At 67.8% G+C, this 21,621-nt stretch carries 26 protein-coding genes; 7 read left to right on the top strand and 19 right to left on the bottom strand.

Annotated elements, in window-relative coordinates:
• Window positions 1-22 precede the first annotated feature (22 nt).
• Window positions 23-262: a DUF2530 domain-containing protein gene (locus tag EU513_RS07265; protein WP_239702435.1), complete on the top strand. Its 240-nt coding sequence runs from the start codon at window positions 23-25 to the stop codon at window positions 260-262.
• A 29-nt stretch (window positions 263-291) separates the two neighbouring features.
• Here EU513_RS07265 and EU513_RS07260 read toward each other — a convergent pair whose 3' ends face one another.
• Both EU513_RS07260 and EU513_RS07255 read right to left on the bottom strand, forming a co-directional pair.
• Window positions 292-963 carry a response regulator transcription factor gene (locus EU513_RS07260; RefSeq protein ID WP_129625232.1) on the bottom strand — a complete coding sequence of 224 codons (672 nt, stop codon included), beginning with the start codon at window positions 961-963 and terminating at the stop codon, window positions 292-294.
• Window positions 941-2,125, bottom strand: a complete 1,185-nt coding sequence (locus EU513_RS07255) for a sensor domain-containing protein (RefSeq protein ID WP_129625231.1) — start codon at window positions 2,123-2,125, stop codon at window positions 941-943. The genes EU513_RS07260 and EU513_RS07255 overlap by 23 nt, the downstream gene beginning before the upstream one ends.
• A gap of 319 nt (window positions 2,126-2,444) precedes the next feature.
• On the opposite strand from EU513_RS07255, the gene zwf reads away from it, so the two are divergent.
• Window positions 2,445-3,881, top strand: coding sequence for a glucose-6-phosphate dehydrogenase (gene zwf / locus EU513_RS07250; RefSeq protein WP_129625230.1), 1,437 nt, complete (start codon window positions 2,445-2,447; stop codon window positions 3,879-3,881).
• Between the two features lie 75 nt (window positions 3,882-3,956).
• On the opposite strand, the gene EU513_RS07245 is transcribed toward zwf, so the two are convergent.
• The 6 genes from EU513_RS07245 to EU513_RS07225 all read right to left on the bottom strand — a co-directional run bounded on the left by EU513_RS07245 (window position 3,957) and on the right by EU513_RS07225 (window position 8,416).
• Window positions 3,957-4,754: a DUF3027 domain-containing protein gene (locus tag EU513_RS07245; RefSeq protein WP_129625229.1), complete on the bottom strand. Its 798-nt coding sequence runs from the start codon at window positions 4,752-4,754 to the stop codon at window positions 3,957-3,959.
• On the bottom strand, window positions 4,754-5,137 hold the full coding sequence (locus EU513_RS07240) for a cold-shock protein (protein WP_129625228.1): 384 nt from the start codon (window positions 5,135-5,137) through the stop codon (window positions 4,754-4,756). Before EU513_RS07240 ends, EU513_RS07245 begins: the two co-directional genes overlap by 1 nt.
• Before the next feature lie 133 nt (window positions 5,138-5,270).
• Window positions 5,271-5,915 (bottom strand): hypothetical protein, encoded by a 645-nt coding sequence (locus EU513_RS07235; RefSeq protein ID WP_129625227.1) that lies wholly within the window; start codon window positions 5,913-5,915, stop codon window positions 5,271-5,273.
• Between the two features lie 111 nt (window positions 5,916-6,026).
• The gene (locus EU513_RS15815; RefSeq protein WP_168990185.1) at window positions 6,027-6,191 is read right to left on the bottom strand and encodes a hypothetical protein; all 165 of its coding nucleotides are present in this window, start codon (window positions 6,189-6,191) and stop codon (window positions 6,027-6,029) included.
• Between the two features lie 100 nt (window positions 6,192-6,291).
• Window positions 6,292-7,416, bottom strand: coding sequence for an ABC transporter permease (locus EU513_RS07230; RefSeq protein WP_129625226.1), 1,125 nt, complete (start codon window positions 7,414-7,416; stop codon window positions 6,292-6,294).
• 97 nt (window positions 7,417-7,513) lie between these two features.
• Window positions 7,514-8,416: an ABC transporter ATP-binding protein gene (locus tag EU513_RS07225; RefSeq protein WP_129625225.1), complete on the bottom strand. Its 903-nt coding sequence runs from the start codon at window positions 8,414-8,416 to the stop codon at window positions 7,514-7,516.
• Window positions 8,417-8,483: 67 nt separating this feature from the next.
• On the opposite strand from EU513_RS07225, the gene EU513_RS07220 reads away from it, so the two are divergent.
• On the top strand, window positions 8,484-8,636 hold the full coding sequence (locus tag EU513_RS07220) for a helix-turn-helix domain-containing protein (RefSeq protein ID WP_129625224.1): 153 nt from the start codon (window positions 8,484-8,486) through the stop codon (window positions 8,634-8,636).
• Here the strand turns inward: EU513_RS07220 and EU513_RS07215 are convergent, their stop codons facing one another.
• Entirely contained in the window at window positions 8,637-9,590 is a 954-nt protein-coding gene (locus EU513_RS07215; protein WP_129625223.1) for a 1,4-dihydroxy-2-naphthoyl-CoA synthase, read from the bottom strand.
• A gap of 323 nt (window positions 9,591-9,913) precedes the next feature.
• On the opposite strand from EU513_RS07215, the gene EU513_RS07210 reads away from it, so the two are divergent.
• The gene (locus EU513_RS07210; protein WP_240795960.1) at window positions 9,914-10,903 is read left to right on the top strand and encodes an o-succinylbenzoate synthase; all 990 of its coding nucleotides are present in this window, start codon (window positions 9,914-9,916) and stop codon (window positions 10,901-10,903) included.
• Window positions 10,903-11,049: a hypothetical protein gene (locus EU513_RS15810; RefSeq protein ID WP_168990180.1), complete on the top strand. Its 147-nt coding sequence runs from the start codon at window positions 10,903-10,905 to the stop codon at window positions 11,047-11,049. Before EU513_RS07210 ends, EU513_RS15810 begins: the two co-directional genes overlap by 1 nt.
• Before the next feature lie 91 nt (window positions 11,050-11,140).
• On the opposite strand, the gene EU513_RS07205 is transcribed toward EU513_RS15810, so the two are convergent.
• Together EU513_RS07205 and EU513_RS07200 are read right to left on the bottom strand one after the other, a co-directional pair.
• A complete protein-coding gene (locus tag EU513_RS07205) occupies window positions 11,141-11,929 on the bottom strand; it encodes an inositol monophosphatase family protein (protein ID WP_129625221.1) in 789 nt (262 codons plus the stop codon).
• A 25-nt stretch (window positions 11,930-11,954) separates the two neighbouring features.
• Window positions 11,955-12,698, bottom strand: coding sequence for an SDR family NAD(P)-dependent oxidoreductase (locus EU513_RS07200; RefSeq protein WP_129625220.1), 744 nt, complete (start codon window positions 12,696-12,698; stop codon window positions 11,955-11,957).
• A gap of 49 nt (window positions 12,699-12,747) precedes the next feature.
• On the opposite strand from EU513_RS07200, the gene menE reads away from it, so the two are divergent.
• Together menE and EU513_RS07190 are read left to right on the top strand one after the other, a co-directional pair.
• A complete protein-coding gene (menE, locus tag EU513_RS07195) occupies window positions 12,748-13,878 on the top strand; it encodes an o-succinylbenzoate--CoA ligase (RefSeq protein WP_129625219.1) in 1,131 nt (376 codons plus the stop codon).
• 32 nt (window positions 13,879-13,910) lie between these two features.
• Window positions 13,911-14,798, top strand: a complete 888-nt coding sequence (locus EU513_RS07190; protein WP_129625218.1) for a 1,4-dihydroxy-2-naphthoate polyprenyltransferase — start codon at window positions 13,911-13,913, stop codon at window positions 14,796-14,798.
• A gap of 91 nt (window positions 14,799-14,889) precedes the next feature.
• On the opposite strand, the gene EU513_RS07185 is transcribed toward EU513_RS07190, so the two are convergent.
• From EU513_RS07185 to EU513_RS07150, 8 genes are all read right to left on the bottom strand, one after another.
• Complete coding sequence (locus EU513_RS07185; protein ID WP_129625217.1) at window positions 14,890-15,153, bottom strand: DUF4229 domain-containing protein; 264 nt, start codon at window positions 15,151-15,153, stop codon at window positions 14,890-14,892.
• Window positions 15,153-16,139 (bottom strand): c-type cytochrome biogenesis protein CcsB, encoded by a 987-nt coding sequence (gene ccsB, locus EU513_RS07180; RefSeq protein ID WP_129625216.1) that lies wholly within the window; start codon window positions 16,137-16,139, stop codon window positions 15,153-15,155. Before ccsB ends, EU513_RS07185 begins: the two co-directional genes overlap by 1 nt.
• On the bottom strand, window positions 16,136-17,758 hold the full coding sequence (locus tag EU513_RS07175; protein WP_129625215.1) for a cytochrome c biogenesis protein ResB: 1,623 nt from the start codon (window positions 17,756-17,758) through the stop codon (window positions 16,136-16,138). Before EU513_RS07175 ends, ccsB begins: the two co-directional genes overlap by 4 nt.
• Window positions 17,758-18,507, bottom strand: coding sequence for a cytochrome c biogenesis CcdA family protein (locus EU513_RS07170; protein ID WP_129625214.1), 750 nt, complete (start codon window positions 18,505-18,507; stop codon window positions 17,758-17,760). Before EU513_RS07170 ends, EU513_RS07175 begins: the two co-directional genes overlap by 1 nt.
• On the bottom strand, window positions 18,507-19,106 hold the full coding sequence (locus EU513_RS07165; RefSeq protein WP_129625213.1) for a TlpA disulfide reductase family protein: 600 nt from the start codon (window positions 19,104-19,106) through the stop codon (window positions 18,507-18,509). The genes EU513_RS07170 and EU513_RS07165 overlap by 1 nt, the downstream gene beginning before the upstream one ends.
• Entirely contained in the window at window positions 19,103-19,744 is a 642-nt protein-coding gene (locus EU513_RS07160) for a histidine phosphatase family protein (protein ID WP_129625212.1), read from the bottom strand. Before EU513_RS07160 ends, EU513_RS07165 begins: the two co-directional genes overlap by 4 nt.
• The gene (hemL, locus tag EU513_RS07155; RefSeq protein ID WP_129625211.1) at window positions 19,744-21,060 is read right to left on the bottom strand and encodes a glutamate-1-semialdehyde 2,1-aminomutase; all 1,317 of its coding nucleotides are present in this window, start codon (window positions 21,058-21,060) and stop codon (window positions 19,744-19,746) included. The genes EU513_RS07160 and hemL overlap by 1 nt, the downstream gene beginning before the upstream one ends.
• A gap of 73 nt (window positions 21,061-21,133) precedes the next feature.
• Window positions 21,134-21,589: a MarR family winged helix-turn-helix transcriptional regulator gene (locus EU513_RS07150; RefSeq protein ID WP_129625210.1), complete on the bottom strand. Its 456-nt coding sequence runs from the start codon at window positions 21,587-21,589 to the stop codon at window positions 21,134-21,136.
• Between the last annotated feature and the right edge of the window lie 32 nt (window positions 21,590-21,621).

Genomic DNA, 21,621 nt, shown 5'->3' with positions numbered 1-21,621 from the left:
CGTCACCGGTACGCTGCTAATCGTGACCCACGACGCATCCGACGAGCCGATCGCGGTCGAACCGATGCGGGTCGACATGAACAAGGTGACCCTCGGCGGAGTGGCCGTCTGGACCGTCGCCCTGATCGTCATTCTCGTGGTGCCGAGTCTGCGCTCCGGCGAGCGCAGCTGGTGGCCCTGGACGCCGGTGTTCGGCATTGCACTCGGCCTGATCGGCTACTTCTACGTGCGCCGCGGACGCGGCAACGCGTCCGCCGCCTGATCCGTCCCTCGCTTTCGTGGGGTCACGTTTCAGGCGGTTTCGTTGACCGAAGGTGAGTCGGACCCGCGCAGGTAAGCCAACACAGCGAGCACCCGTCGGTGCCCGGCCGAGTCGTCCGGCGACAGACCGAGCTTGGCGAAGATCCGCTGGGTGTGTTTTTCAACCGCTCCCCCGGTGACGAACAACCGCCCCGCGATCGAACCGTTCGAGAGCCCCTGCGCCATCAGTTCGAGCACCTCTCGTTCACGCGGGGTCAGCGACTGGACGGGGTCCTTCGCCCGCACCATGAGCTGCGAGACGACGTCCGGGTCGAGGACGGTGCCGCCTGCGGCGACCTGGTCGATCGCGGCGAGGAACTCGTCGATGTCGCCGATGCGGTCCTTGAGCAGGTATCCGACGCCGGCCGCTCCGGACGCCAGCAACTGATCGGCGTACGCCTGCACTACGTACTGCGACAGGACGACGATTCGGGCGTCCGGCCACGCCTGTCGGATCTCGACCGCAGCACGCAGGCCGTCATCCGAACCTGTGGGCGGCATCCGGACGTCGGTGATCACCAGATCGGGACGCTCCCGCAACGCCGCCTCGACGAGGGTCGGTGCGTCGCCGACGCCGGCCACGACCTGGTGACCGGCATCGGTGAGGATCAGCTGGACGCCCTCACGCAGCAGCGTCGAGTCATCGGCCAGCACGATCCGCATCAGTACACCTTCGTCCGTGGGGAATGAGAGCCAGCAGTGTGGTCGGGCCACCTGTGGGTGAGTCCACCGACAGCCTGCCGTCCACCGAACGCATCCGCTCGGCCAGCCCCCGCAGGCCGCTGCCCTTGGCCAGGTCGGCGCCGCCGACACCGTCGTCCGTCACGGCGACGACGAGTTCATGGTGGTCGACGGTCAGTTCGACGTAGGCGTTGCGAGCGCCGCTGTGCTTGGCGACATTCGTGAGTGCCTCGCTGATCACGTAATAGGCGGCCTGTTCCACGTGCGACGGCAGGACGCCGCGCTCCTCGGGAAGGTTCGTGGTCAGTGAGACCGGGACGGTCGGACGAGCGGCTGCCTGGCGCACCGCGGCGACGAGTCCGAGCTCGGTGAGGGTGGGTGGAGCGATACCGCGGGACAGCGCTCGCAGTTCCTCCAGCGTGTCCTGCGTGCTGACGATTGCAGCCCGGATCGATTCTGCCGCAGGTGAAGCCGAGCCCAACTGTCGTTCGATGCGGGCGAGGTCGACCTTCAGACGGACCAACCGCTGCTGCGGTCCGTCGTGGATGTCACGCTCGAGACGAGCCAGCTGATCGGTCTCGGCCGACCGCCCGGCGTCGCGGCTGGAGCGCAACTGTTCGATGACCTGCTGCTGCGACCGGCTGGACAGAATGGCGCGGGAGGCGAGGCTCTGCAGATGCGCCAGACCGACCGTCACGTAGGGCGCGATCATCAGCAGCAGGATCCCGAAGACGACTTCGACCACCGCCTGAGCTCCGTAGGAGGTGAACCCGAAGATCAACCCCGCGAGCGACCCGCTGCCGTCCTGCGGCAACGCCCAGCCCCACGCCGGCCAGAACACGAGGCCGATGACGGTGCCCCACAGGGTGATCAGGATGATCCAGGTGATCGTCGAGATCACCCAGCCGACCGCGGACCACACCGCGTCCAGCCAACGCTGCGGGTCGCGCACCAGCGTCCACGCCTTGGCGACCATCGAATCGTCCTGGCGCAGTGGGTAGTACGCACCGTGGGCGTCGTCCACCCCCTGGAAGCGGCGCAGCAGGCGCCGCTCGGTCTGTGCGCCCAGGACGCGACGAGCAGCGCCACCGGGACGGCGACCGGCGCCAGGACGACGCTGCTGACCATTCCGAAGAACATGCACGCGAGCGCGAACGCCAGCAGTGCGACCGGCCAGGACAGGAACAGGTACGCCGCGTCACCGGGCAAACGGCGCAGCACGTCACGAGGGGTCGGAATCCGCTGACGAGTCTGGTGCGTCGTCGACATGAGTGTCTTCTCGGCCGAGGTCGGTAACTGTGTCGTCATCATGTCATCGACGCTATGGACCGCCGAGCGGCGGCGACATCCCGTGCTCTGGCCAACGCTGTGTCGGGGCAGCCCGACACCTCCGAGAACGCAGCGACGCATTTCACCTGCTGCGGGCTCGCGACAGCCGCGCCGGGAGGGGCAGACTGGGCGGCATGTCGGAACGGCCCACAACCATCGTCCTGTTCGGAGCCACCGGAGACCTCGCCCGCCGCAAGCTGCTGCCCGGCCTGCTGCACCTGTGGGGCAGCGGACTGCTCAACGATGTGCGCCTCGTCGGCACCTCGCTCGATGACCACACGCGGGAGAGTTTCGTCGAGTTCGCGCAGCAGGCGATCGCCGAGTTCTCCTCCCGCAAGGAGGCGCAGAAGGACTTCCAGGAGTTTGCGAAGAGGCTCTACTTCGTGCGCAGCGATGCCGGCGCGGAAGCGTTGAAAGCCGTTGTCGCAGAAGCGGAACAGGGGTACGACGGCGACTCGCGCCCGCGTCGACTGCACTACCTGAGCGTCCCGCCGAAGGCTGCGCTCTCGGTGATCCAGACGCTCGCCGCCGCCGATCTTGCGGCGTACAGCCGCGTGGTGATGGAGAAGCCGTTCGGCACCGACCTCGCGACGGCGGTGGAGTTGAACAAGAAACTGCACGAGGTGTTCGCCGAGGAACAGATCTTCCGCATCGACCACTTCCTGGGCAAGGAGGCGGCGCTCAACATCCTGGCCTTCCGGTTCGCCAACGGGTTGTTCGAGCCGATCTGGCACCGCAACCACATCGACCACATCCAGATCGATGTGCCCGAGACCCTCGGCCTGGAAACCCGCGCGGCGTTCTACGAGGCGACCGGTGCGTACCGCGACATGGTCGTCACCCACCTGTTCCAGGTGCTCGCCTTCACCGCGATGGAGCCGCCGACGTCACTGGAACCGCAGGCCATCACCGAGGAGAAGAACAAGGTCTTCCGGTCGATGATGCCGATCCAGCCCGAGAACGTCGTGCGCGGTCAGTTCCAGGGGTACCGCGATCTGGACGGGGTTGCCCCCGAATCGGAGACCGAGACCTTCATCGCGCTCAAGTGCTACATCGACAACTGGCGCTGGGCCGGCGTCCCGTTCTACCTGCGCACCGGCAAGCGCCTGGCGCAGGGCCAGCGCATCATCTCGATCGCGTTCAAGGAACCACCGAAGTCGATGTTCCCCGCCGGCTCCGGAGTGAGCCAGCACGGCCCCGACCACCTGACCTTCGACCTGGCCGACCAATCGCGAATGTCGTTGTCGTTCTATGGAAAACGACCCGGTACCGGCTTCCGTCTGGACAAGCACTCGATGCAGTTTGCGATGCAGGAGTCGACCGGTTCGGCGGCAGCACTGGAGGCCTACGAGCGTCTGATCTACGACGCGGTGCGCGGCGACCACACGCTGTTCACGACGTCCGAGGGCATCGAACGTCTCTGGGAGGTCAGCCAGCCGCTGCTGGACAACCCGCCCCCGGTGCGCCCCTACGGGCAGGGCAGTTGGGGTCCGAACCAGATCCACCAACTGGTCGCACCCACTGCGTGGCGCCTGCCGTTCGAGCGGGAGTGGCGCGAGCCGACGGCCTGACTCGAGACGGACCAGCAACGAGCAAGAGCGAGCTGCAATCCCAGGTCGCCCTTCTCAGGTGAATCTGCTTGCTGCTCAGCCCTGTTCGACATCGACGGCGAAGTCGTCGAGCACGGGCGGCTCGATCTTCTCCGGTGTCGGGGCCTCTTCGTGGATCTCGCTGTGGGCACCGCACCCGTGGTCGAGGGAGACGACGGTGCCGTCGCTCGGCGACCATTCGTTGGTGCAGACACCGAAGCAGCGACGCAGCGCGCCGGCCATCGGCAGGAAGTAACCGCATCCGCTGCAGTTGCCCTTGGCCTGTGCCGCGACCGCGGCGCGCGGGCCGTGCTCGCCGTCGTACCAGCGGGTGGCAGCAGCCTCGCGTCCTTCACGCGACAGCACGCGCGGACGGCCGAGGCCGAGTTCGAAGAGCGCCATGCGGTCGACGTCCTCGTCGCCCGTCGCCTCGAAGCCGGGCTCGAGGTTGGGGTCGTCGGCGATGTAGGGCATGACATCGCCCGGGCCGACATCACCGGGGGCCAGTCGCTCGGCGTAGGGCAGCCACTCGGGCGCCAGCACCGCGTCGTCGCCGGGCAGCAGGTTGGTCTCGCAGACGGTCGCGACCTTCGCCCGCGGCGCACGAGCGACCGCGATCGCCCAGCGCCACCCGCGGTAGCCCTTGTTGGTGCAGGTGAAGTAATGCATCGCCAGACGCTCGCCGAGCATGACCGCGCCCTCGTGATCGCCGACCGTGTTCGGGGTCGCGATCGAGACGGCTGCTTCACGGGCGAGGTCGACGGCGTCGAACAGCACCTTGTCCGGCTTCAGCGCGGCGCTCTTGCGCGCCGTGCGGCGCGGGGCCGCTGTCCTGGTCGTGGTGTCGGCCGGCATCAGACGTCCAGGTTGTCCGCGACGGCGCGCAGCACCGAGGCGACCTTCGCCGAGTGGGAGCTGTCGGGGTAGCGGCCCTTGCGCAGACCGTTGCCGACACCGTCGAGCAGCTTGATGAGGTCCTCGACGATGATCGCCATGTCGTCGGCCGGCTTGCGGTGACGGGCTGCCAGCGACGGCGCCGGGTCGAGCAGGGTGACAGTCATCGCCTGCGCACCACGTCGCCCTTCGACGATGGAGTACTCCAGGCGGGTGCCGCTCTTCAGGGTGGTCGTTCCGGCGGGCAGGGCGCTGGAGGGCAGGAAGACATCCTTGCCGTCGTCGCCGGAGACGAATCCGAACCCCTTGTCCGCGTCGAAGAACTTCACTTTGCCGCTGGGCACGTCACACCTGCTTGCTGATCAGTTTTGGAAAATGCGTCGCCTGCGGGCGCGCAAGGCCGACGGCCAAAGGTTAACGCGTCCGGCCCCTTTCCTCCGAACTTGATTCACCGTCGCCGGACGGACGAACGGCGGATCACCAGCGCGGCTGGTTGTTCCACTGGCCCATCTGCTGCTGCATGCGGAACTGCGAGCGCTCCTTGCCGGAGTTGACCAGCTTGACGATGCCGATGATCAGCATGATGAGGCCGAGGATCCCGATGATGGTGGCGCCGATGAGGCCGCCGCCGATCCCCCAGGCAGCCTTCGTGGCGGCTTCACTGGCCTGGTCGCCGTCCGGCACGATGGCCGAGGCGCTACCGCAGTCGACGGCGTGATCGCCCGCCTCCTCGGCGGTGAAGCTACCGGCCGAGCCGTAGCGGCCGCCGTCGCGCGTCCAGCTGGTGTTGCCGGTCGCGCTCGACACCGGCACGTCGGCACCGGACGGTGAGGTGACCTTGCACGCGGGCACGGAGTCGCCGAGGGTGGAGTCGGTCTCGATGCCGGAGTCGGACGACGATGCACCGACGTAGGCGTAGATGTCGCGGGTCTGTCCGACCGACATGGCGACGCTCCCACCGCTGGTGACCATCGGGGCCGACTGCACCAGGTCGACGGCACCCTTCACCCCGAACACGGTGCCGACGACGAACGCCGCCGGAGCGAGCACCAGCATCATCACGGCGCCCACGATGGTGAGGGCAAGACCTCGGCGCTTGGGTTCTCCGGCGTAGTTCGACATGGCTTCCTCCCTGGTGGCATCGGGGCAACTCTGTGCCCTGCGGTCGGACGCGCCAGTGGCGAATCCGTTCCGCGAAATCAGCCTAAGCTGCGCGCTCCCCGACGCCGGGACCTACTCGGTGGGATTGCGGCGCCTGCGACGTTCGGCCGCCGGGCGTTCGGGCCGGTAGGCATGTTGGCGGTGCTCGGCGCGCCGGTCCATCAGGGCACGCACACCGATCGCTGCGAGTCCGAGGACGCACAGCGCGAGGATGACGTAGAGGATCGTGTTTCCCACGCGTTCGAGGTTACGCAGCACGGGTGCACAACGGTCCACGACGAAGCGTCCGACCGGTGTGGGGCGGGCCCCGTCGACCGGACGCTTCGACGCCGATGTCTCAGTCCTCCCAGCGGAAGATCTTCGCTGCGATGAGCGTGAAGGCGGCGGCGAAGGCGAGCAGGATCGCCATCGGCATCAGCGCGGCGGTCGGTCCCTCGCCACGCACCATCACGTCCAACATTCCTTCGGTGAGGTGACCCATCGGCAGGAAGTTCGCAACGGTCTTGAGCCATTCCGGCGCGAAGTCGAGCGGAATGAACGCTCCGCCGAGGAAGGACATCGGCAGGACGATGAGGTTTGCGAGGCCGGACGCCGCCTCCTCGCTCTTGGAGACCGAACCGGCGATCAGTCCGATCGCCATGAACACAAGCATTCCGCACAGCGCGAGCGGCAGCGCCATGTACCAGGAACCGGTCAGCTTCAGGCCGAACACCGCCATGGCGACCGCGATGAAGAGCACGAACTGCAGCACCGCGATGACCATCGAGACCACGACACGGGAGGCCACGAGGTCCCAGGTGTTCGTCGGGGTCAGCCGCATCCGGCGCAGCAGCTTGGTCTTGCGCCAGTTGACCAGGGTCATGGCGCCGCCGAACGTGCCACCCATCGCGAGCGCGAACCCGAGCAGGCCGGGGGTGAGGTACTGGATCGGTTTGAGGGAGGCGTCCTCGACCGGCTGAGCCTGCAGCGACACCGCTGGTTTCACGCCGGCGATCGCAAGGTTCGACCGGTCGACGAACGAACTCACCGTGCCCTGGACGGTGGCGGCCCGCACCTGGTCGGCGCTGGAGTAGTGCAGCACCAGACCGCCACCGGTCTGTTCGAGGACGGCGTCGGTGTCGCCCTTCTTCAGCTTGGCCAGAGCGGCATCACGATCGGAAGTCTTGGTGACCTCGAACAGTTCGTCCCACTGCTTCTTGGCGTCGGCCGGCATACGGTCGACGAACTGCACCGAACCGACCTGCGTCATCTCGGTCTTGGGGGCATCACCGGACGAACCGTTCAGCACCCCGAACAGCAGCAGGAAGGCCAGCGGGAACGCCAGCATCCAGAACAGGATCTGCTTGTCGCGGATGAACGCCTTCCACTGCGCCCGAGCCAGCGTGGCGAAACCCTTGGGCTTGCCCAGCTGGGTGCGGCCGGTCTGTTCGGGAGCCCGAGTCTCTTCGGTGGTGTGACTCATGAGCAGCACTCCCTTTCTCCGGTCACTCCACCATCGGTGCCGGGGCCCCCGCGAAGTATCGGAGCGAGGTACGAGCGGAGAACTTCGTGGGGTGAGTTCACGCGCGGTACTCCCGTCCGGTGAGTTCGAGGAAGACGTCCTCGAGGCTGGCTCCGCTGACCCCGACGCCGGCGAGTGCCTTGCGTTCGGCGAGGGCGGTGAGCACGGGCGCCGGATCGTCGGTGATCATCGTGAGGGATTCACCGGTGTCCTCGACCGAGTGGACACCACCGATCGCGGCCGCATCCGGAACGGACATGAGATCGCGGTCGATGGTGATCTTGTGCGGCGCGTTGATGTGCGCGATGAGAGCGCGTGGGCTGTCGACGGTGAGGATGCGTCCGTGGTCCATGATCGCCACCTGGTCGCACAGCGACTGCGCCTCGTCCATGTAGTGCGTGGTGAGGACGACGGTGCGGCCCTCGGCGTTGATGCCGCGCAGGGCGTCCCAGAGGTTGCGGCGTGCTTGTGGGTCGAGCGCTGCGGTCGGTTCGTCGAGGAAGACGACCTGCGGGTCGTGCACCAGAGCGCAGGCGATGGACAGCCGCTGGGACTGGCCACCCGACAGGTCCTCGGTGAGCGTGCCCGCCTTCTGTGTCAGACCGAACTGCTCGAGCAGAGCGTCGCAGCGCGACTCGGGTGCACCGTAGAGATCGGCGAACGCCCGGATCTGTTCTCTTGCAGTCAGTTTCGGGAAGAAAGCGGCCGACTGGAACTGGACGCCGATCTTGGTGAGGATCTCGGTGTTGCGCGGCCATACCTCCACCCCGGCGATGCGCGCCGTCCCGGCGTCCGGCTTGCGGATGCCCTCGATGATCTCCAGCAGTGTGGTCTTCCCGGCACCGTTCGGGCCGAGAATGCCGAAGAAGGATCCCTCCTCGACGGTCAGGTCGACGTTGTCGACGGCCTGATGATCTCCGTACCTCTTGGACAGGCCTGTGGCCTCGATGATCTCCCCCATGTGAACACCCTAGGAAAACTGTGCGGCACGGGGTCGGACGGGGGCGCTACCGGCGCGTCAGTGGCGCCTGGGCTTCGCTGCCGACCTGCTGCACGAACCATCGATGACGATCGCAGCGATCGCCCGAAGGGTCGGCTATGCGAGCCCGTACAGCCTCAGCGCCGCATTCAAGAAGGAGTACGGCGTGAGCCCGCAGCACTATCGGCAAGCGCGGGCCTGATCAGAAGTACCACGGGAAGGGTGACCAGTCCGGGTCCCGCTTCTCCAGGAACTGGTCGCGCCCCTCGACCGCTTCGTCGGTCATGTACGCCAACCGGGTCGCCTCACCTGCGAACACCTGCTGGCCCATCAGACCGTCATCGGTGAGGTTGAACGCGAACTTCAACATCCGTTGTGCCTGAGGCGATTTGCCCATGATCTCGCGTGCCGCCTGGAGTGCTTCGTCCTCGAGTTCAGCGTGGTCGGCGACGATGTTGACCGCGCCCATGCGGTGCATGTCCTGCGCGCTGTAGGGCCGGCCGAGGAAGAAGATCTCACGGGCGAACTTCTGGCCGACCATCTTGGCCAGGTACGCCGACCCGTAGCCGGCGTCGAAGGAGCCGACGTCGGCGTCCGTCTGCTTGAAGCGGCCGTGCTCGCGGGAGGCGATCGTCAGGTCGCAGACGACGTGCAGCGAGTGACCGCCGCCGGCCGCCCAGCCGCCGACGACCGCGATGACGATCTTGGGCATGGTGCGGATCAGGCGCTGCACCTCGAGGATGTGCAGACGTCCGCCCTCGGCCTTGACGCGGCGTTCGTCGACGGTGTCCGCGGTCTCACCGTCCGCGTACTGATAGCCCGAACGTCCGCGGATGCGCTGGTCACCGCCGGAGCAGAACGACCATTTGCCGGCGGCACCGGATCCCTGCGGTCCGGGCCCGTTGCCGGTCAGCAGGACGACGCCGACGTCCGCGGTGCGGCGTGCGTGGTCGAGAGCCCGGTACAGCTCATCGACGGTGTGCGGCCGGAACGCGTTCAGCACCTCCGGACGGTCGAACGCGATGCGCACGCAACCGAGGTCCTTCGCGCGGTGGTAGGTGATGTCGGTGAAGTCGAACCCGTCGACCGGCTCCCACAGTTCGGGACGGAAGGGGTTGGCGCTGGTCTGCTCACTCACCCGACCGACCCTAGTCATTCCGGTCACCGACGGCGGCTGTGCCTCACGTACAGGCCGGCGCCGGCGAACAGGATGTTGCCGGCCACGACTGCAGGGAGCGACTAAGGGGTGATTCGCGCCGCGCGGATCCACACAGCGAGGATCACCAGCCAGAGGATCGATACTCCGGCAAGGGTTCCGGCCGGCGCGAACCACCATCGGGGCAGGCCCGTCATCCCCACGAAACCGGCAGCCATCATCGCGATCCCGAAGATCGCCAAGGCACGAACGAGGCTGACGTACCGGTGATCGTGCGGCTGCCTCCCTGTTCACGCATGCCGCGATGTTGTCATGATGATGAGGTGAACCTTCCGGGCCCGGACAACCTCATCGCGGCACTGCACGTCGTGTCACTCCCGCTCAACACACGGTTCCGCGGGGTCGACCACCGTGAGGTCGCGCTGTTCGACGGACCTTCCGGGTGGGGCGAGTTCGGTCCGTTCCTGGAGTACGCCCCCGAGGAATCATCCAGGTGGCTGGCTGCGGCGATCGAGACGGGCTGGCACGGATTCCCTGAGGCGGTACGCGATTCGGTACCGGTCAACGCGACCGTTCCCGCCGTCGCCGACCACGAGGTGGAGTACGTGCTGGCGCGGTACGACGGGTGCCGCACCGCGAAGGTCAAGGTCGCCGAACGCGGTCAGTCACTGACCGACGACCTGGCCCGCGTCGCTGCGACCCGCGTGGTGATGGGTCCGGACGCCCGCATCCGGGTCGATGCCAACGGCGGCTGGACGGTGGACGACGCCCTGGACGCGATCGCCCAGCTCGCCCCGTACGGCCTGGAGTACGTGGAGCAGCCCTGCACCCGGGTCGAGGACCTCGCCGCTCTGCGAGTGGCATTGGCCCGCAACGGGATCGACGTCCTGGTCGCAGCGGACGAGTCGATCCGCAAGGCCGAGGATCCGTTCCGGGTCAAGGAACTGGACGCTGCTGACGTCGCGGTCGTCAAGGTCGCTCCGCTCGGTGGCGTCCGGAACGCCCTCCGGGTCGCCGAACAGATCGAGCTGCCCGTCGTCGTGTCGTCGGCGCTCGAGAGCAGTGTCGGCATGTCGGCGGGAGTCGCATTCGCAGCCGCGCTTCCGGACCTGCCGTTCGCGTGCGGCCTGGGAACGATCGAACTGTTCGACGCAGACGTGGTCACCGATTCCGTCGTGCCGCACGATGGTTCGCTTTCCGTCCGGACAGTCACTCCGGAACCGGAACTGCTCGACCGGTGGGCGGCGTCTCCCGACCGCATCCAGTGGTGGAAGCGACGCGTCCAGGACGCCTACATGCATCTGCCCCGCTGATGGCTCGCTCACGCAAGGCGAAGGTCACCGACGTCCACGAGATTGCCGCCGGCATGCCGCACACGACCTGCACCGACGGCCGCGTCTACCAGGTGGGCGGAAAGTCGGTCGTCTTCTTCCGCACCGAACGTCCGGACGCCGGTTGACTGGCTGAAAGCGTCCGGCCTCAGCGTAAGCTGAGCAACCCCAAAGTCGGTAAGAAGGGCGCGTTGACCCGCGCGTTCTGCGGCCTTTCGGTCAGGCTGTCGCGGCCGAGTGCCTGGCGAGCTCGCAGCGCACCCGGTCGAAGGTGGTGCGATCGCCGGCCGCGAGGAGCGGGGTCTGCAAAGAGGTCGGGTCGTAGGGCGAACCGTCCGCATACCCGACGGTTCCTCCGGTCTCGGCCAGCAGCAGCGAGCCGGGCGCGTGGTCCCAGGGCATCGAGCCGCCGTACAGCAGGAAGTCGGCGTCACCGGCCGCCAGATGCGGGTAGTCGACTCCGCAGCAGACCCACGACAGCTTCAGCGGCGGCAGGTCACCGATCTGCTCGTTCAGCAGCGAGCGTCGGGACGTGTGTCCGGAAAGCGTCTCCTGGTTGCGTTCCACCGATTCCAGTCGAATGCCGTTGCGGAAGGCTCCCGCCCCGCGCTCGGCGACGTACGCCGTCCGGTATTCCGGCTGCCAGATGATCCCGCGCACCACCTCGCGTCCGCGCATCTCGGCGACCATCAACGCGTGATCGGGAGAACCGTTGACGAAGTTCTTCGTGCCGTCGATCGGGTCGACCGTGAACCAGTGATCTGCGTCCGGGGTGCGCTTGAGGATCGACGGCTCGGCCGCGACGGCTTCCTCGCCGACGATCAACGCGTCCGGGTAGGCGTCCGTGAGGCGGGCGGCGATCGCCAGTTCCGACTCGCGGTCGGCGACGGTCACCAGGTCGCCCGGGTTCTTCTCCATCACCTCGTGCGCGGCGAGGGATCTGAATCGAGGGGTGACGATCTCGGCGGCGACTTCCTGCAACAGGCCCAGCAACTGGTCGTTGTCCACGCGGCCATTGTGCCGGTCGGCCGGATCAGCCGGTGCGGTGGACCTTGTGCGCAGCCGCCTGCGCCCGCGGGCGGACCACGAGTTGGTCGATGTTCACGTGCTCGGGCAGGGATGCGACCCATACGACGGTGTCGGCGATGTCGTCCTGCGACAGCGGTGCCTCGACCCCGTCGTAGACCGCTTGGGCCTTCGTCGCGTCGCCGTGGAAACGGACCAGCGAGAACTCGTCCGACTTGACCATGCCCGGATCGATCTCGCAGACCCGCACCGGCTGGTCGACCAGCTCCAGGCGCAGCGCCATCATCAGCGAGCGGACGGCGGCCTTCACACCGCAGTAGCCGGCGCCGCCCTCGTACGCGACCAGCCCGGCCACCGAGCCGATGGTGATGATCGCGCCGTGCGCGTTCTTCAGAGCCGGCAACAGGGCCTGGATGGACGCAGCCACGCCGATCACGTTGGTGTCGTACATCGCCCGCCACTCCTCGAGCTTGGCGTCGGCGACATGCTCGGTACCGATCGCTCCGCCGGCGTTGGCGACGAGGACGTCGAGCCGGTCGCCGACCTCGTCGGCCAATCGCTCGATGTCCTCGGGCTCGGTCACGTCACAGGTGACGGCTCGGCCGCCGATCTGCGCCGCGAGTTCCTCGATGCGCTCGGTGCGGCGCGCCGCGCAGATCACCTCGAACCCGTCCGCCGCGAGCCGTCGGGCCGTCGCCCGTCCGATGCCGCTGCTCGCCCCGGTCACCACTGCCAGTCGCTTGTCAGCCATGGGCACAGGCTAGGGAGAAGCGGCGGGACGCGGGTCGTAGGGTCGGACCGTGACCCGCCTCCTCCCGTTCGTCGTCGATCCACGCGACTTGCGCAACTACCGGCGAGCGCTGCACGAGGCGTTGAACGGCGGGGACGCGATCGCGCCACTGACCGACGCCGGTGCACCCGAGGAGACCGACGTGCCGGCCGGGGTCGCCCTCGTGGTCTCGACCAGCGGCTCCACCGGACGACCCAAGCGAGCGATGCTCACCGCCGACAACCTGCGCGCCAGTGCGACCGCGACACACGAACGGCTGGGCGGCCCTGGCCAATGGCTGTTGCCGATGCCGCCGCAACACATCGCCGGTACCCAGGTGCTGATCCGCTCGATCGTGGCCGGCACCGAACCCGTCGGTCTCGGAAGGTTCGGTACCGACGAATTCGTCCGCGCCACAGCCGAACTGACCGGCGAGCGCCGATACACCTCGCTCGTGCCGACCCAACTGGTCCGGCTGCTGGAAAGCGATGCCCTGACAGCACTGCGCTCCTACGACGCGATCCTGCTCGGCGGCGCGGCGAGCGCACCGGCGCTGCTGCAACGAGCCGCTGATGCCGGCGTCCGCGTGCACACGACGTACGGGATGAGTGAGACCGCCGGTGGGTGCGTGTACGACGGAGTTCCGCTCGAGGGCACCACTGTCGAACTGAACGACGACCGAATCACCCTGCGCGGCAACACCGTTGCCCTCGGCTACTTGGGTGAACCCGAACTCACGACCGAGGTCTTCGACGCCGAGGGTGGCTTCCGCACCGGGGACCTCGGCCGGTTCGTCGACGGCCGCCTGCAGGTGCTCGGACGCGCCGACGACCTCATCAACACCGGCGGTATGAAGGTGGCACCGCGCCTCGTCGAGGACGTGTTGTCCCACCTTCCACAGGTCCGCGAAACCGTCGTGCTCGGCACCGACCACCCCGAATGGGGGCAGGTCGTCAGCGCGGCCGTGGTCGCCCGTTCGCCGATCACGCTCGCCGGTATCCGTGAAACCCTCGCCGCGGACCTGCCCCCGTATGCCCTCCCCCGACGCCTGCTCGTGCTCGACGAACTCCCCCTGCGCGGCCCCGGCAAGCCCGACCGCCTGGCGCTGCGGACCTCCGATCAGTGGCAAGATTGGATGACCCCTCCCGTCGCCGAACCCTGATTCGGCCTGCCCTCCTGGAGCACGCACCGCCCATGGCAACCCTGAACCAGTGGATCGCCGGCGCCCGCCCGCGCACCCTGCCCGCCGCCGTCGCGCCCGTCGCCGTCGGCACCGGTGCGTCCTACCTGCTGCCACGCGGCGCGAACCTCGGGTACGCGCTGCTCGCGCTGCTGGTCGCGGCCTTGCTGCAGATCGGGGTCAACTACGCCAACGACTACTCCGACGGCATCCGCGGCACCGATGAGGACCGCGTCGGCCCCGTCCGCCTGGTCGGGCAACGGCTCGCCACCCCGTCCAACGTGAAGCTGGCCGCGTTCATCGCCTTCTTCTGGGCAGCGTTCTGCGGGTTCGCGCTGATCACCCTGTCGAGCACCTGGTGGCTGTTGCTCGGGGGTGTCGCGTCGATCTGGGCGGCGTGGAAGTACACCGGCGGAGACAAGCCCTACGGCTACATGGGTCTGGGCGAACTGTTCGTCTTCATCTTCTTCGGGCTCGTCGCGACGCTCGGCACGACCTACACGCAGGCCAAAGAACTCAACCTCGCCTCCATCGCCGGGGCGATCGGAGTAGGTGCGCTCGCCGTCGCGATCCTGCTGGTCAACAACCTGCGCGACATACCCGGCGACACCGTCTCGGGCAAGCGCACGCTCGCCGTCCGCATCGGTGACAAGGCCACCCGGACGCTGTTCGTGGCGATGTACGCCGTCGCCGCCGTCGTCGTGGTGCTCATCGCGATCGGCCACCCGTACGCGGCGCTCGGGTTCGTGGGTCTGCTGCCGGCGATCCTGCCGGTCCGCACGGTGCTGTCGGGCAAGAAGGGGCGCGACCTCGTCCCCGCGCTCGCCGGTGCCGGACTGACCAGCCTCACCTACGGCCTCGCGCTCGGTCTCGGTCTCTACCTCGCATTTCGCCTCGGCTGACGCACTCCGAATGTCATGAAGGGTGAGGCGCTGACGCCTCACCCTTCATGACATTCGCGCCACATTCGCGCCACATTCGCGTCCGAGACACTCAGCGGTCGGTGTACTCCTGCGATTCCTCGTCCTCTTCGTCCTCGGCCGTACGGTGGTCGTCGGTGCGCTCGCGGCGCTCGGTGACCTTCTCCTCGAGTTTCTGGGCGACCTGCTCGCGCGGGCCGGCCAACACGAACACCGAGATGATCGCGGAGACCACCGCCGACAGCAGAAGCAGCGGCCAGCCGCGCAACTGGGCGAGCCAGAGCGCGCAGAGGACGCCGAAGAAGATCAGCAGGCGCAGGACGGTGTAGCGCGCCATCACATACCCGAGTACGAGTGCTGACCGACGAAGAACACGTTGACGATGCCGTAGTTGATCAGCACGCAGGCGAACCCGGCGAGCGCGACGTAGATCGACTTGCGGCCGCTCCAACCGGCGGTCATGCGGGCGTGCAGGTAGGCGGCGTAGAGCACCCAGATGACCAGCGTCCAGACCTCCTTGGGGTCCCAGGCCCAGTAGCGGCCCCAGGCCTCCTGCGCCCAGATCGCACCGGCGATGAGGGTGAACGTCCACAGCGGGAAGGCGATGATCAGGACGCCGTACGCCAGGCGGTCGAGCGTGTCCTTGCCGGGGACGGCGTCCATGAAGGCCAGTTTGCCCGGCTGACGTTCACGCCAGGACTGCATGAACCACAGCGCGTGCAGCACGAACGCGACGGTGAACAGCGCGACGGACAGGGTCGCCACGGAGACGTGGATCGAGAGCCAGTAGCTGCGCAGCGACGGCATCAACTGGCTGGCCTCGGTGAAGAACACCATCGCGGCGAGCATCTCGAACAGCACGACGGTGCCGGTGACGAACGCGCCGAGCCAACGGACGTCGTGGCGCAGCGCCCACAGCAGGTAGCAGAGCATCACGAATGCCGAGCCGACGATCGCGAACTCGTACATGTTGCCCAGCGGCGGACGGTGCACCGAGAACGCACGTGCGGCGACGGAGCCGATGAGCAGCAACGTGCCGAGCCAGGCCAGCGAGATGCCGATGCCGCCCCACTGGCGCTTCTCAGGCGCGCCAGGCGTGTCGACCTCGGTCAGGACGGCGGTGTCGCCGGCCTCCTCGATCTGCTCGTGGGTGCGCGCCGTGCGACGGGCCTGCGCCCGGGCGACGCGTCCGGGGTGCCCGGCGAGGTCGAGGGTGAAGGCGAGCATCGCGAGGGTCAGCACCAGCGCGGACGACCACAGCAGGTCGACGCCGATCTCAGCGAGGGACTCGTTCACCTCGCTCGCTACGAAGGACGTGATCATCGTGCACCTGCTTTCTTCACCTGTTCAGGGTACGTGGCGTCCGTGGAGCCACTTCGAAGCGTCTGCATCAGCTCGTCGACCGCGAGCTGCAGGCGTGGGTCGTCACCCTTGGCCAGGGCACCGACCTGGACGCGGTTGGTGCCCTCGCCGTCCGGGGTGACCCGCACGAAGATGCGGCGACGGCGAAGCACCATCGACATGACCAGGCCGATGAGGCCCAAGGTGGCGCCGATCAGCGCCGGCAGCTTGCCGGGATCGGAGCGCACCGACAGTCCGGCCCAGCGCGGCACCGATTCCAGGGTGATCGAACCGCGGCCGCCGGGCAGCTGGATGGTCTCACCGGGGCGGATCATCATCCGCAGCGGCTCACCGTTCTGCGCCTTCACCTGGGTCATCTCGCGGGTGTCGAGCGAGAAGACCGACTGCGGGCGTCCGCCCGGGAAGAGATTGCCCTCGTAGAGACCAAGGACGAGCGCGGGCTTTCGCAGGTCGGGGAAGGTGGAGTACGGGCCCTGCTTGTCGTCGAAGTCGACCGACGGGAGGAAGAGCCCGAAGAAACCCAGCTGCTTGGGCGCGGAACCGGTCACCTTGATGGCGCCCACCGAGCGGTAGTTGTTGTCCTGCGGCAGGAACGGCGTGGCGTCCTCGTACAGGACGTTGCCTCGGGCGTCTCGCACGACGACCTTCGGTGCGTACCCGTTGCCGAGCAGGAAGACGTCCGAACCGCCGATGCTGAGCGGATGGTTGACCGAGATCTGCGACTTCTGCGGCGACCCGCCTTCGCCGTCCTGGGTGGTGACGGACGCGATGAAGCTGCGCGGCTGCCCGAACTGCGGGGAGTCCTGCGGCACGTTCTCCTCGAACGCGACATCGAGTTTGTCCATAGTCAGCGACCACGGGGTCAGCTTCTCCAGGTCGACCCACGGGCCCGGGTCGATCGTGTCGTAACGGGTCATGGTCGAGGAGAACTCGCTCTTCTCCGGCACGATGACATCGCCGCGCCAACCGAGCAGCGAACCCATCGCGACCGCCACGATGACGATCACCAGCGACAGGTGGAACAGCAGGTTGCCGGTCTCGCGCATCCGGCCGCCCTCTGCCGCGAGTTCGTGGGTGTCCTGGGTGCGGGCGTCGTCGCCGGAGTCTTCCCTCAGGCGATAGTGCTTGCGCCCCAACACTTCTCGCGCGGTGGCGATGATCTTCGCAGGGTCACCCGCAACCCTTTCGTCGGCGCTCGCCTGCAGGCGTCCCAGACGCGCGGGCACCTGCGGAATGGGTGAGCGCAGCGAGTTGTAGTGGATGCGCATCCGCGGGATGACACAGCCGAGCAGCGAGATCACCAGCAGGATGTAGATGGCCGCGAACCAGGGGCTGGAGAAGACGTCGAAGAAGCCGAACCGGTCGAGCCAGGGCCCGGTGGTCTTGTGCTGGTCGAGGTACTCGGTCACCCGCTGGGCGTTGATCGAGCGCTGCGGGAAGATCGAGCCCGGCACCGCCGCCACCGACAGCATCAACAGCAGGAACAGCGCCGTGCGCATCGAGGTCAGCTGGCGCCACAACCAGCGCAGGGTGCCGACGAGACCGAGTTTGGGTTGTGCGGTCCGCGTGCTCGTACCCATCAGATCACCGTCCGGAATCCGTCGACGCCGACAAGGTTCGTCTGCATCCAGACAATGAACTGCTCCCAAACTCCGAGGACCATCAGGACTCCGACCAACAGCATCAGCCCGCCACCGACCCACTGGATCGGACGGTGGTGATCACGCAACCAGCGCGAGGCACGCTCGGCCCGCGCCCACCCGGCGGCCATGAGTACGAACGGGATCCCGAGCCCGATCGCGTAACAGATCGCGAGCACGACGCCGCGTCCGACGATGCCGCCGTCGCCTGCCAGCGGCGCGTTGACGGTCAGGATCGCCCCGTAGACCGGGCCGATGCACGGGGTCATCCCTAGCCCGAACGCGACGCCGAGCAGGGGTGCTCCGGCCAGCCCCGCGGTCGGCCGCCAGTGCACCGGCAAGCCGCGTTGCCCGATGAAACCGAGGTAGACGAGCGCCAGCAGGATGACCACGACGCCGGCGACCCGGGTGATCGCGGCACGGTGCAATTGCGTTGCCTCCAGGGCGAATCCGAGCGCCACCGCAACCGACACGAGTACGGCGCCGAAACCGAGCACGAACAACAACGCGCCGGTGACCAGGCGGGTCCTTCGTTGTTCGTCGGTGAGGCCGGTGACGTAGGCGAGGAAGCCGGGCACGAGCGGTAACACGCACGGCGAGGCGAATGAGACGACGCCCGCGAGCAGGGCCAACGCGATCGCCGCCGGCAGACTGCCGGAGACGACCGTCGAGCCGACGTCAGCGAGCACTATGACGACTTCAGGACGTCGTCGACCAGACCGTTGAGCGTGCTCTCGGTGACCTCGCCGGAGACCCGCGCGGCGATGCGGTGCTGCTTGTCCAGGACGAGCGTGGTCGGGTAGGCGCGCACCTTGCCCTGCAGCGACAACAGCGCCCGGCCGCCGTCCTCGGCGAGCGAGGGGTAGCTGATCGCGAACTTGTCGAGCATGGCCTGCGCCCGCTGCACGGAGTCACGCTGGTTGATACCGAGCATCACCACCGGCTTGCCGGAGTCCTGCCAACCGGTCCACGCCTTCTGCAGGTGCGGAAGTTCTTCCTGGCACGGCGGGCACCAGGCTCCCCACACGTTGAGGACGACGACCTTGCCGGTCGCTTGGTCACTGCTCCACTGCGTGCCGTCGAGCAGCTTGCCGGACAGGCTCACCGGCTTGCCCCGCTCACCCGAACCGATCTGTTCGATGGTGCCGTCACCGGCGACGTACCCCTTGGAATCGCCCTTGTTGGCCTGCGCGCCGATCGAATTGGGGTCGTCCGAACATGCAGCCAACGACCCGGCCAACAGAACGGCAACAGCACCTGCGGTCAGACGACGAAACACTGGGGTCATGCTCCGGGCACCTTGGACGCGCGCGCCAGCAACTCACCGGCCGGCTCGGAGTACTGGATGCTCAACAGTTCGTCACCGGCGAACGTGAGGCTGGTGACGGACGCGAGCGCACACTCGCGCTTACGCGGGTCGTGCCACAGGCGGCGTCCCTCGAAGGACAACCGCGCCGTCCAGACCGGCAACTGGTGGCTGACGATCACGGCTTCGTGACCGGAGGCGGCCACCCGGGCGTCGTGGATCGCAGCGCGCATCCGGGTCGCGATCTGCTCGTAGTGCTCGCCCCAGGACGGCTGGATGGGGTTGACCAGTTTGGGCCACAGGCGCGGGTTGAGCAGCTGTTTGGGGTTCGAACCGACGGTCATGCCCTCGAAGTCGTTGGCCGCCTCGACGACGCGATCGTCGAGGGTGACCTCCTGGCGCAGCGTCTCGGCCAGCGGCTCCATCGTCTCCTGGGCGCGCTCCAGTGGAGAGCTCACCAGGTGGGTCACGTCGTGCGACTGGAGGTACTCCCCCACCCGTACGGCCATCTCGCGACCGAGCTGCGAGAGATGGAAGTCGGGCATCCGTCCGTACAGCAGCGCCTCGGGGTTCTCGACCTCGCCGTGACGGACCAGGTGGACGACGGTACGAGCAGCCATCAGCGGCTTCCTTCCGTGACGGCGCGGACCGCGCCCGGCAACGCCTCGATCACCTTGGACACTGCGGCGTCGTCGTGGGACGCGCTGACGAACCAGGCTTCGTACGCGCTCGGCGGCAAATGGACGCCCTGGTCGAGCATCCCGTGGAAGAACCGTCCGAACGCCTCGGTGTCCTGGGCCTTGGCGTCGTCATAGTTGCGCACCGGGCGGTCGCGGAAGAAGACGCTGAACATCGACCCGGCCCACTGCACGACGTGCGGCACTCCGGCCTTGTCGAGTTCCTCGCTCGCGGCTGCGGCGATCGCACGGGCGGCCACCTCCAGACGTCCGTAGACGTCGGGGGTGCAGCCCCGCAAAGTAGCCAGTCCGGCCGCCGTGGCAACCGGGTTACCCGACAAGGTGCCGGCCTGGTAGACGGGGCCGTCGGGAGCCAGGCGGCTCATGATGTCGGCGCGACCACCGAACGCGGCGGCCGGGAAGCCACCGCCCATCACCTTGCCGAACGTGAACAGGTCGGGCACGCCCTCGCCCTGCGGACCTTCCAGGCCGAACCAGCCCGCCTGCGAGCAACGGAAGCCGGTCATGACCTCGTCGCTGATCAGCAGCGCGCCGTGGTCGCGGGTGACGCGACGCAGCGCGGCGGTGAAGCCCTCGGCCGGCGGGACGACGCCCATGTTTCCCGGGCTCGCCTCGGTGATGACGCAGGCGATCTCGTCACCGTGCTCGACGAACGCAGCCTGGAGCGCAGGAATGTCGTTGTAGGGCAACACGATCGTGTCGTGCGCATTCGATTCGGGGACACCCGCGGAGTCGGGCAGCGCGAACGTCGCGACACCGGAACCGGCCTGGGCGAGCAGAGCGTCGACGTGTCCGTGGTAGCAACCGGCGAACTTCACGACCTTCGTCCGGCCGGTGAATCCGCGCGCCAGCCGCAGCGCGCTCATCGTCGCCTCGGTGCCGCTGCTGACCAGGCGCACCTGCTCGACGGGCTCGACCCGGCGGACGATCTCCTCGGCGAGCGCGACCTCGTTCTCGCTCGGCGTGCCGAAGGAGAACCCCTTCGCCGCAGCCTCGCTCACCGCACGCTCTACGTCGCGGTGGGCGTGGCCGAGGATCATCGGGCCCCAGGAGCAGATGAGATCGACGTACTCGTTGCCGTCGACATCGGTCAGCCACGGACCCTTCGCCGAGGCGATGAAGCGGGGCGTGCCACCGACGCCACGGAACGCGCGGACCGGGGAGTTCACACCGCCGGGCGTGACCCGGCGGGCTCGGTCGAGCAGAGCAGCGGAAGCCGATGTCGAAGCGGTGGACATGAGGCCAGTGTCCCAGGTGGGAGCGGTCAACCGAAATCCGCCCCCACGACGTCAGCCCGGGTTCACAGTCGGTTCACAGCGACGCGCGAACCTTCATCATCGCGGCACCGAGCTCCACCAACTCCAGGCGCTCCAGCACGTCGATTAGATGCCGGCGAACACTCATCACGTGCACCTGGGCGGCGACCACGACGGCCTCCATCCCGGCTTCGGTGAGGACCAGCTCGACGCCGCGGCCGTCGTCGGCGGCAGCACGCCGTTCGACCCAGCCCCGGCGTGCCAGACGGTTGGCGGTGTGCGTGACCCGGCTGCGTGATTGGACGATGAGTTCGGCGAGGGTGCTCATCCGCAGCGCCCGGTCAGGTGCCTCCGACAGCATCGAGAGCAATTCGAACTCCGACAGCGACATGCCTGCCTCGGTCTGTACCTCGTTGTCGAGCACAGTCTCCAACGCACGTGAACCGCGGATGTAGTGCCGCCACGCGAGCTGTTGTTCGTCGTCAAGCCACTCGACCCCAGAGCCACTCATGCAGATAACTTACGCGCAGGCCGGCCCTCAGG

The organism is Yimella sp. RIT 621, from assembly GCF_004146205.1.
Taxonomy (GTDB): domain Bacteria; phylum Actinomycetota; class Actinomycetes; order Actinomycetales; family Dermatophilaceae; genus Yimella; species Yimella lutea.
This window is presented reverse-complemented; position numbering and strand designations above follow the sequence as displayed.

Coding starts and splice junctions, on each gene's coding strand:
- EU513_RS07260 (WP_129625232.1), bottom strand. CDS start 963: ATGCGGATCGTGCTGGCCGATGACTCGACGCTGCTGCGTGAGGGCGTC.
- zwf (WP_129625230.1), top strand. CDS start 2,445: ATGTCGGAACGGCCCACAACCATCGTCCTGTTCGGAGCCACCGGAGAC.
- EU513_RS07245 (WP_129625229.1), bottom strand. CDS start 4,754: ATGCCGGCCGACACCACGACCAGGACAGCGGCCCCGCGCCGCACGGCG.
- EU513_RS07235 (WP_129625227.1), bottom strand. CDS start 5,915: ATGTCGAACTACGCCGGAGAACCCAAGCGCCGAGGTCTTGCCCTCACC.
- EU513_RS07230 (WP_129625226.1), bottom strand. CDS start 7,416: ATGAGTCACACCACCGAAGAGACTCGGGCTCCCGAACAGACCGGCCGC.
- EU513_RS07225 (WP_129625225.1), bottom strand. CDS start 8,416: ATGGGGGAGATCATCGAGGCCACAGGCCTGTCCAAGAGGTACGGAGAT.
- EU513_RS07215 (WP_129625223.1), bottom strand. CDS start 9,590: ATGACTAGGGTCGGTCGGGTGAGTGAGCAGACCAGCGCCAACCCCTTC.
- EU513_RS15810 (WP_168990180.1), top strand. CDS start 10,903: ATGGCTCGCTCACGCAAGGCGAAGGTCACCGACGTCCACGAGATTGCC.
- EU513_RS07200 (WP_129625220.1), bottom strand. CDS start 12,698: ATGGCTGACAAGCGACTGGCAGTGGTGACCGGGGCGAGCAGCGGCATC.
- EU513_RS07190 (WP_129625218.1), top strand. CDS start 13,911: ATGGCAACCCTGAACCAGTGGATCGCCGGCGCCCGCCCGCGCACCCTG.
- EU513_RS07185 (WP_129625217.1), bottom strand. CDS start 15,153: ATGGCGCGCTACACCGTCCTGCGCCTGCTGATCTTCTTCGGCGTCCTC.
- ccsB (WP_129625216.1), bottom strand. CDS start 16,139: ATGATCACGTCCTTCGTAGCGAGCGAGGTGAACGAGTCCCTCGCTGAG.
- EU513_RS07175 (WP_129625215.1), bottom strand. CDS start 17,758: ATGGGTACGAGCACGCGGACCGCACAACCCAAACTCGGTCTCGTCGGC.
- EU513_RS07165 (WP_129625213.1), bottom strand. CDS start 19,106: ATGACCCCAGTGTTTCGTCGTCTGACCGCAGGTGCTGTTGCCGTTCTG.
- EU513_RS07160 (WP_129625212.1), bottom strand. CDS start 19,744: ATGGCTGCTCGTACCGTCGTCCACCTGGTCCGTCACGGCGAGGTCGAG.
- hemL (WP_129625211.1), bottom strand. CDS start 21,060: ATGTCCACCGCTTCGACATCGGCTTCCGCTGCTCTGCTCGACCGAGCC.
- EU513_RS07150 (WP_129625210.1), bottom strand. CDS start 21,589: ATGAGTGGCTCTGGGGTCGAGTGGCTTGACGACGAACAACAGCTCGCG.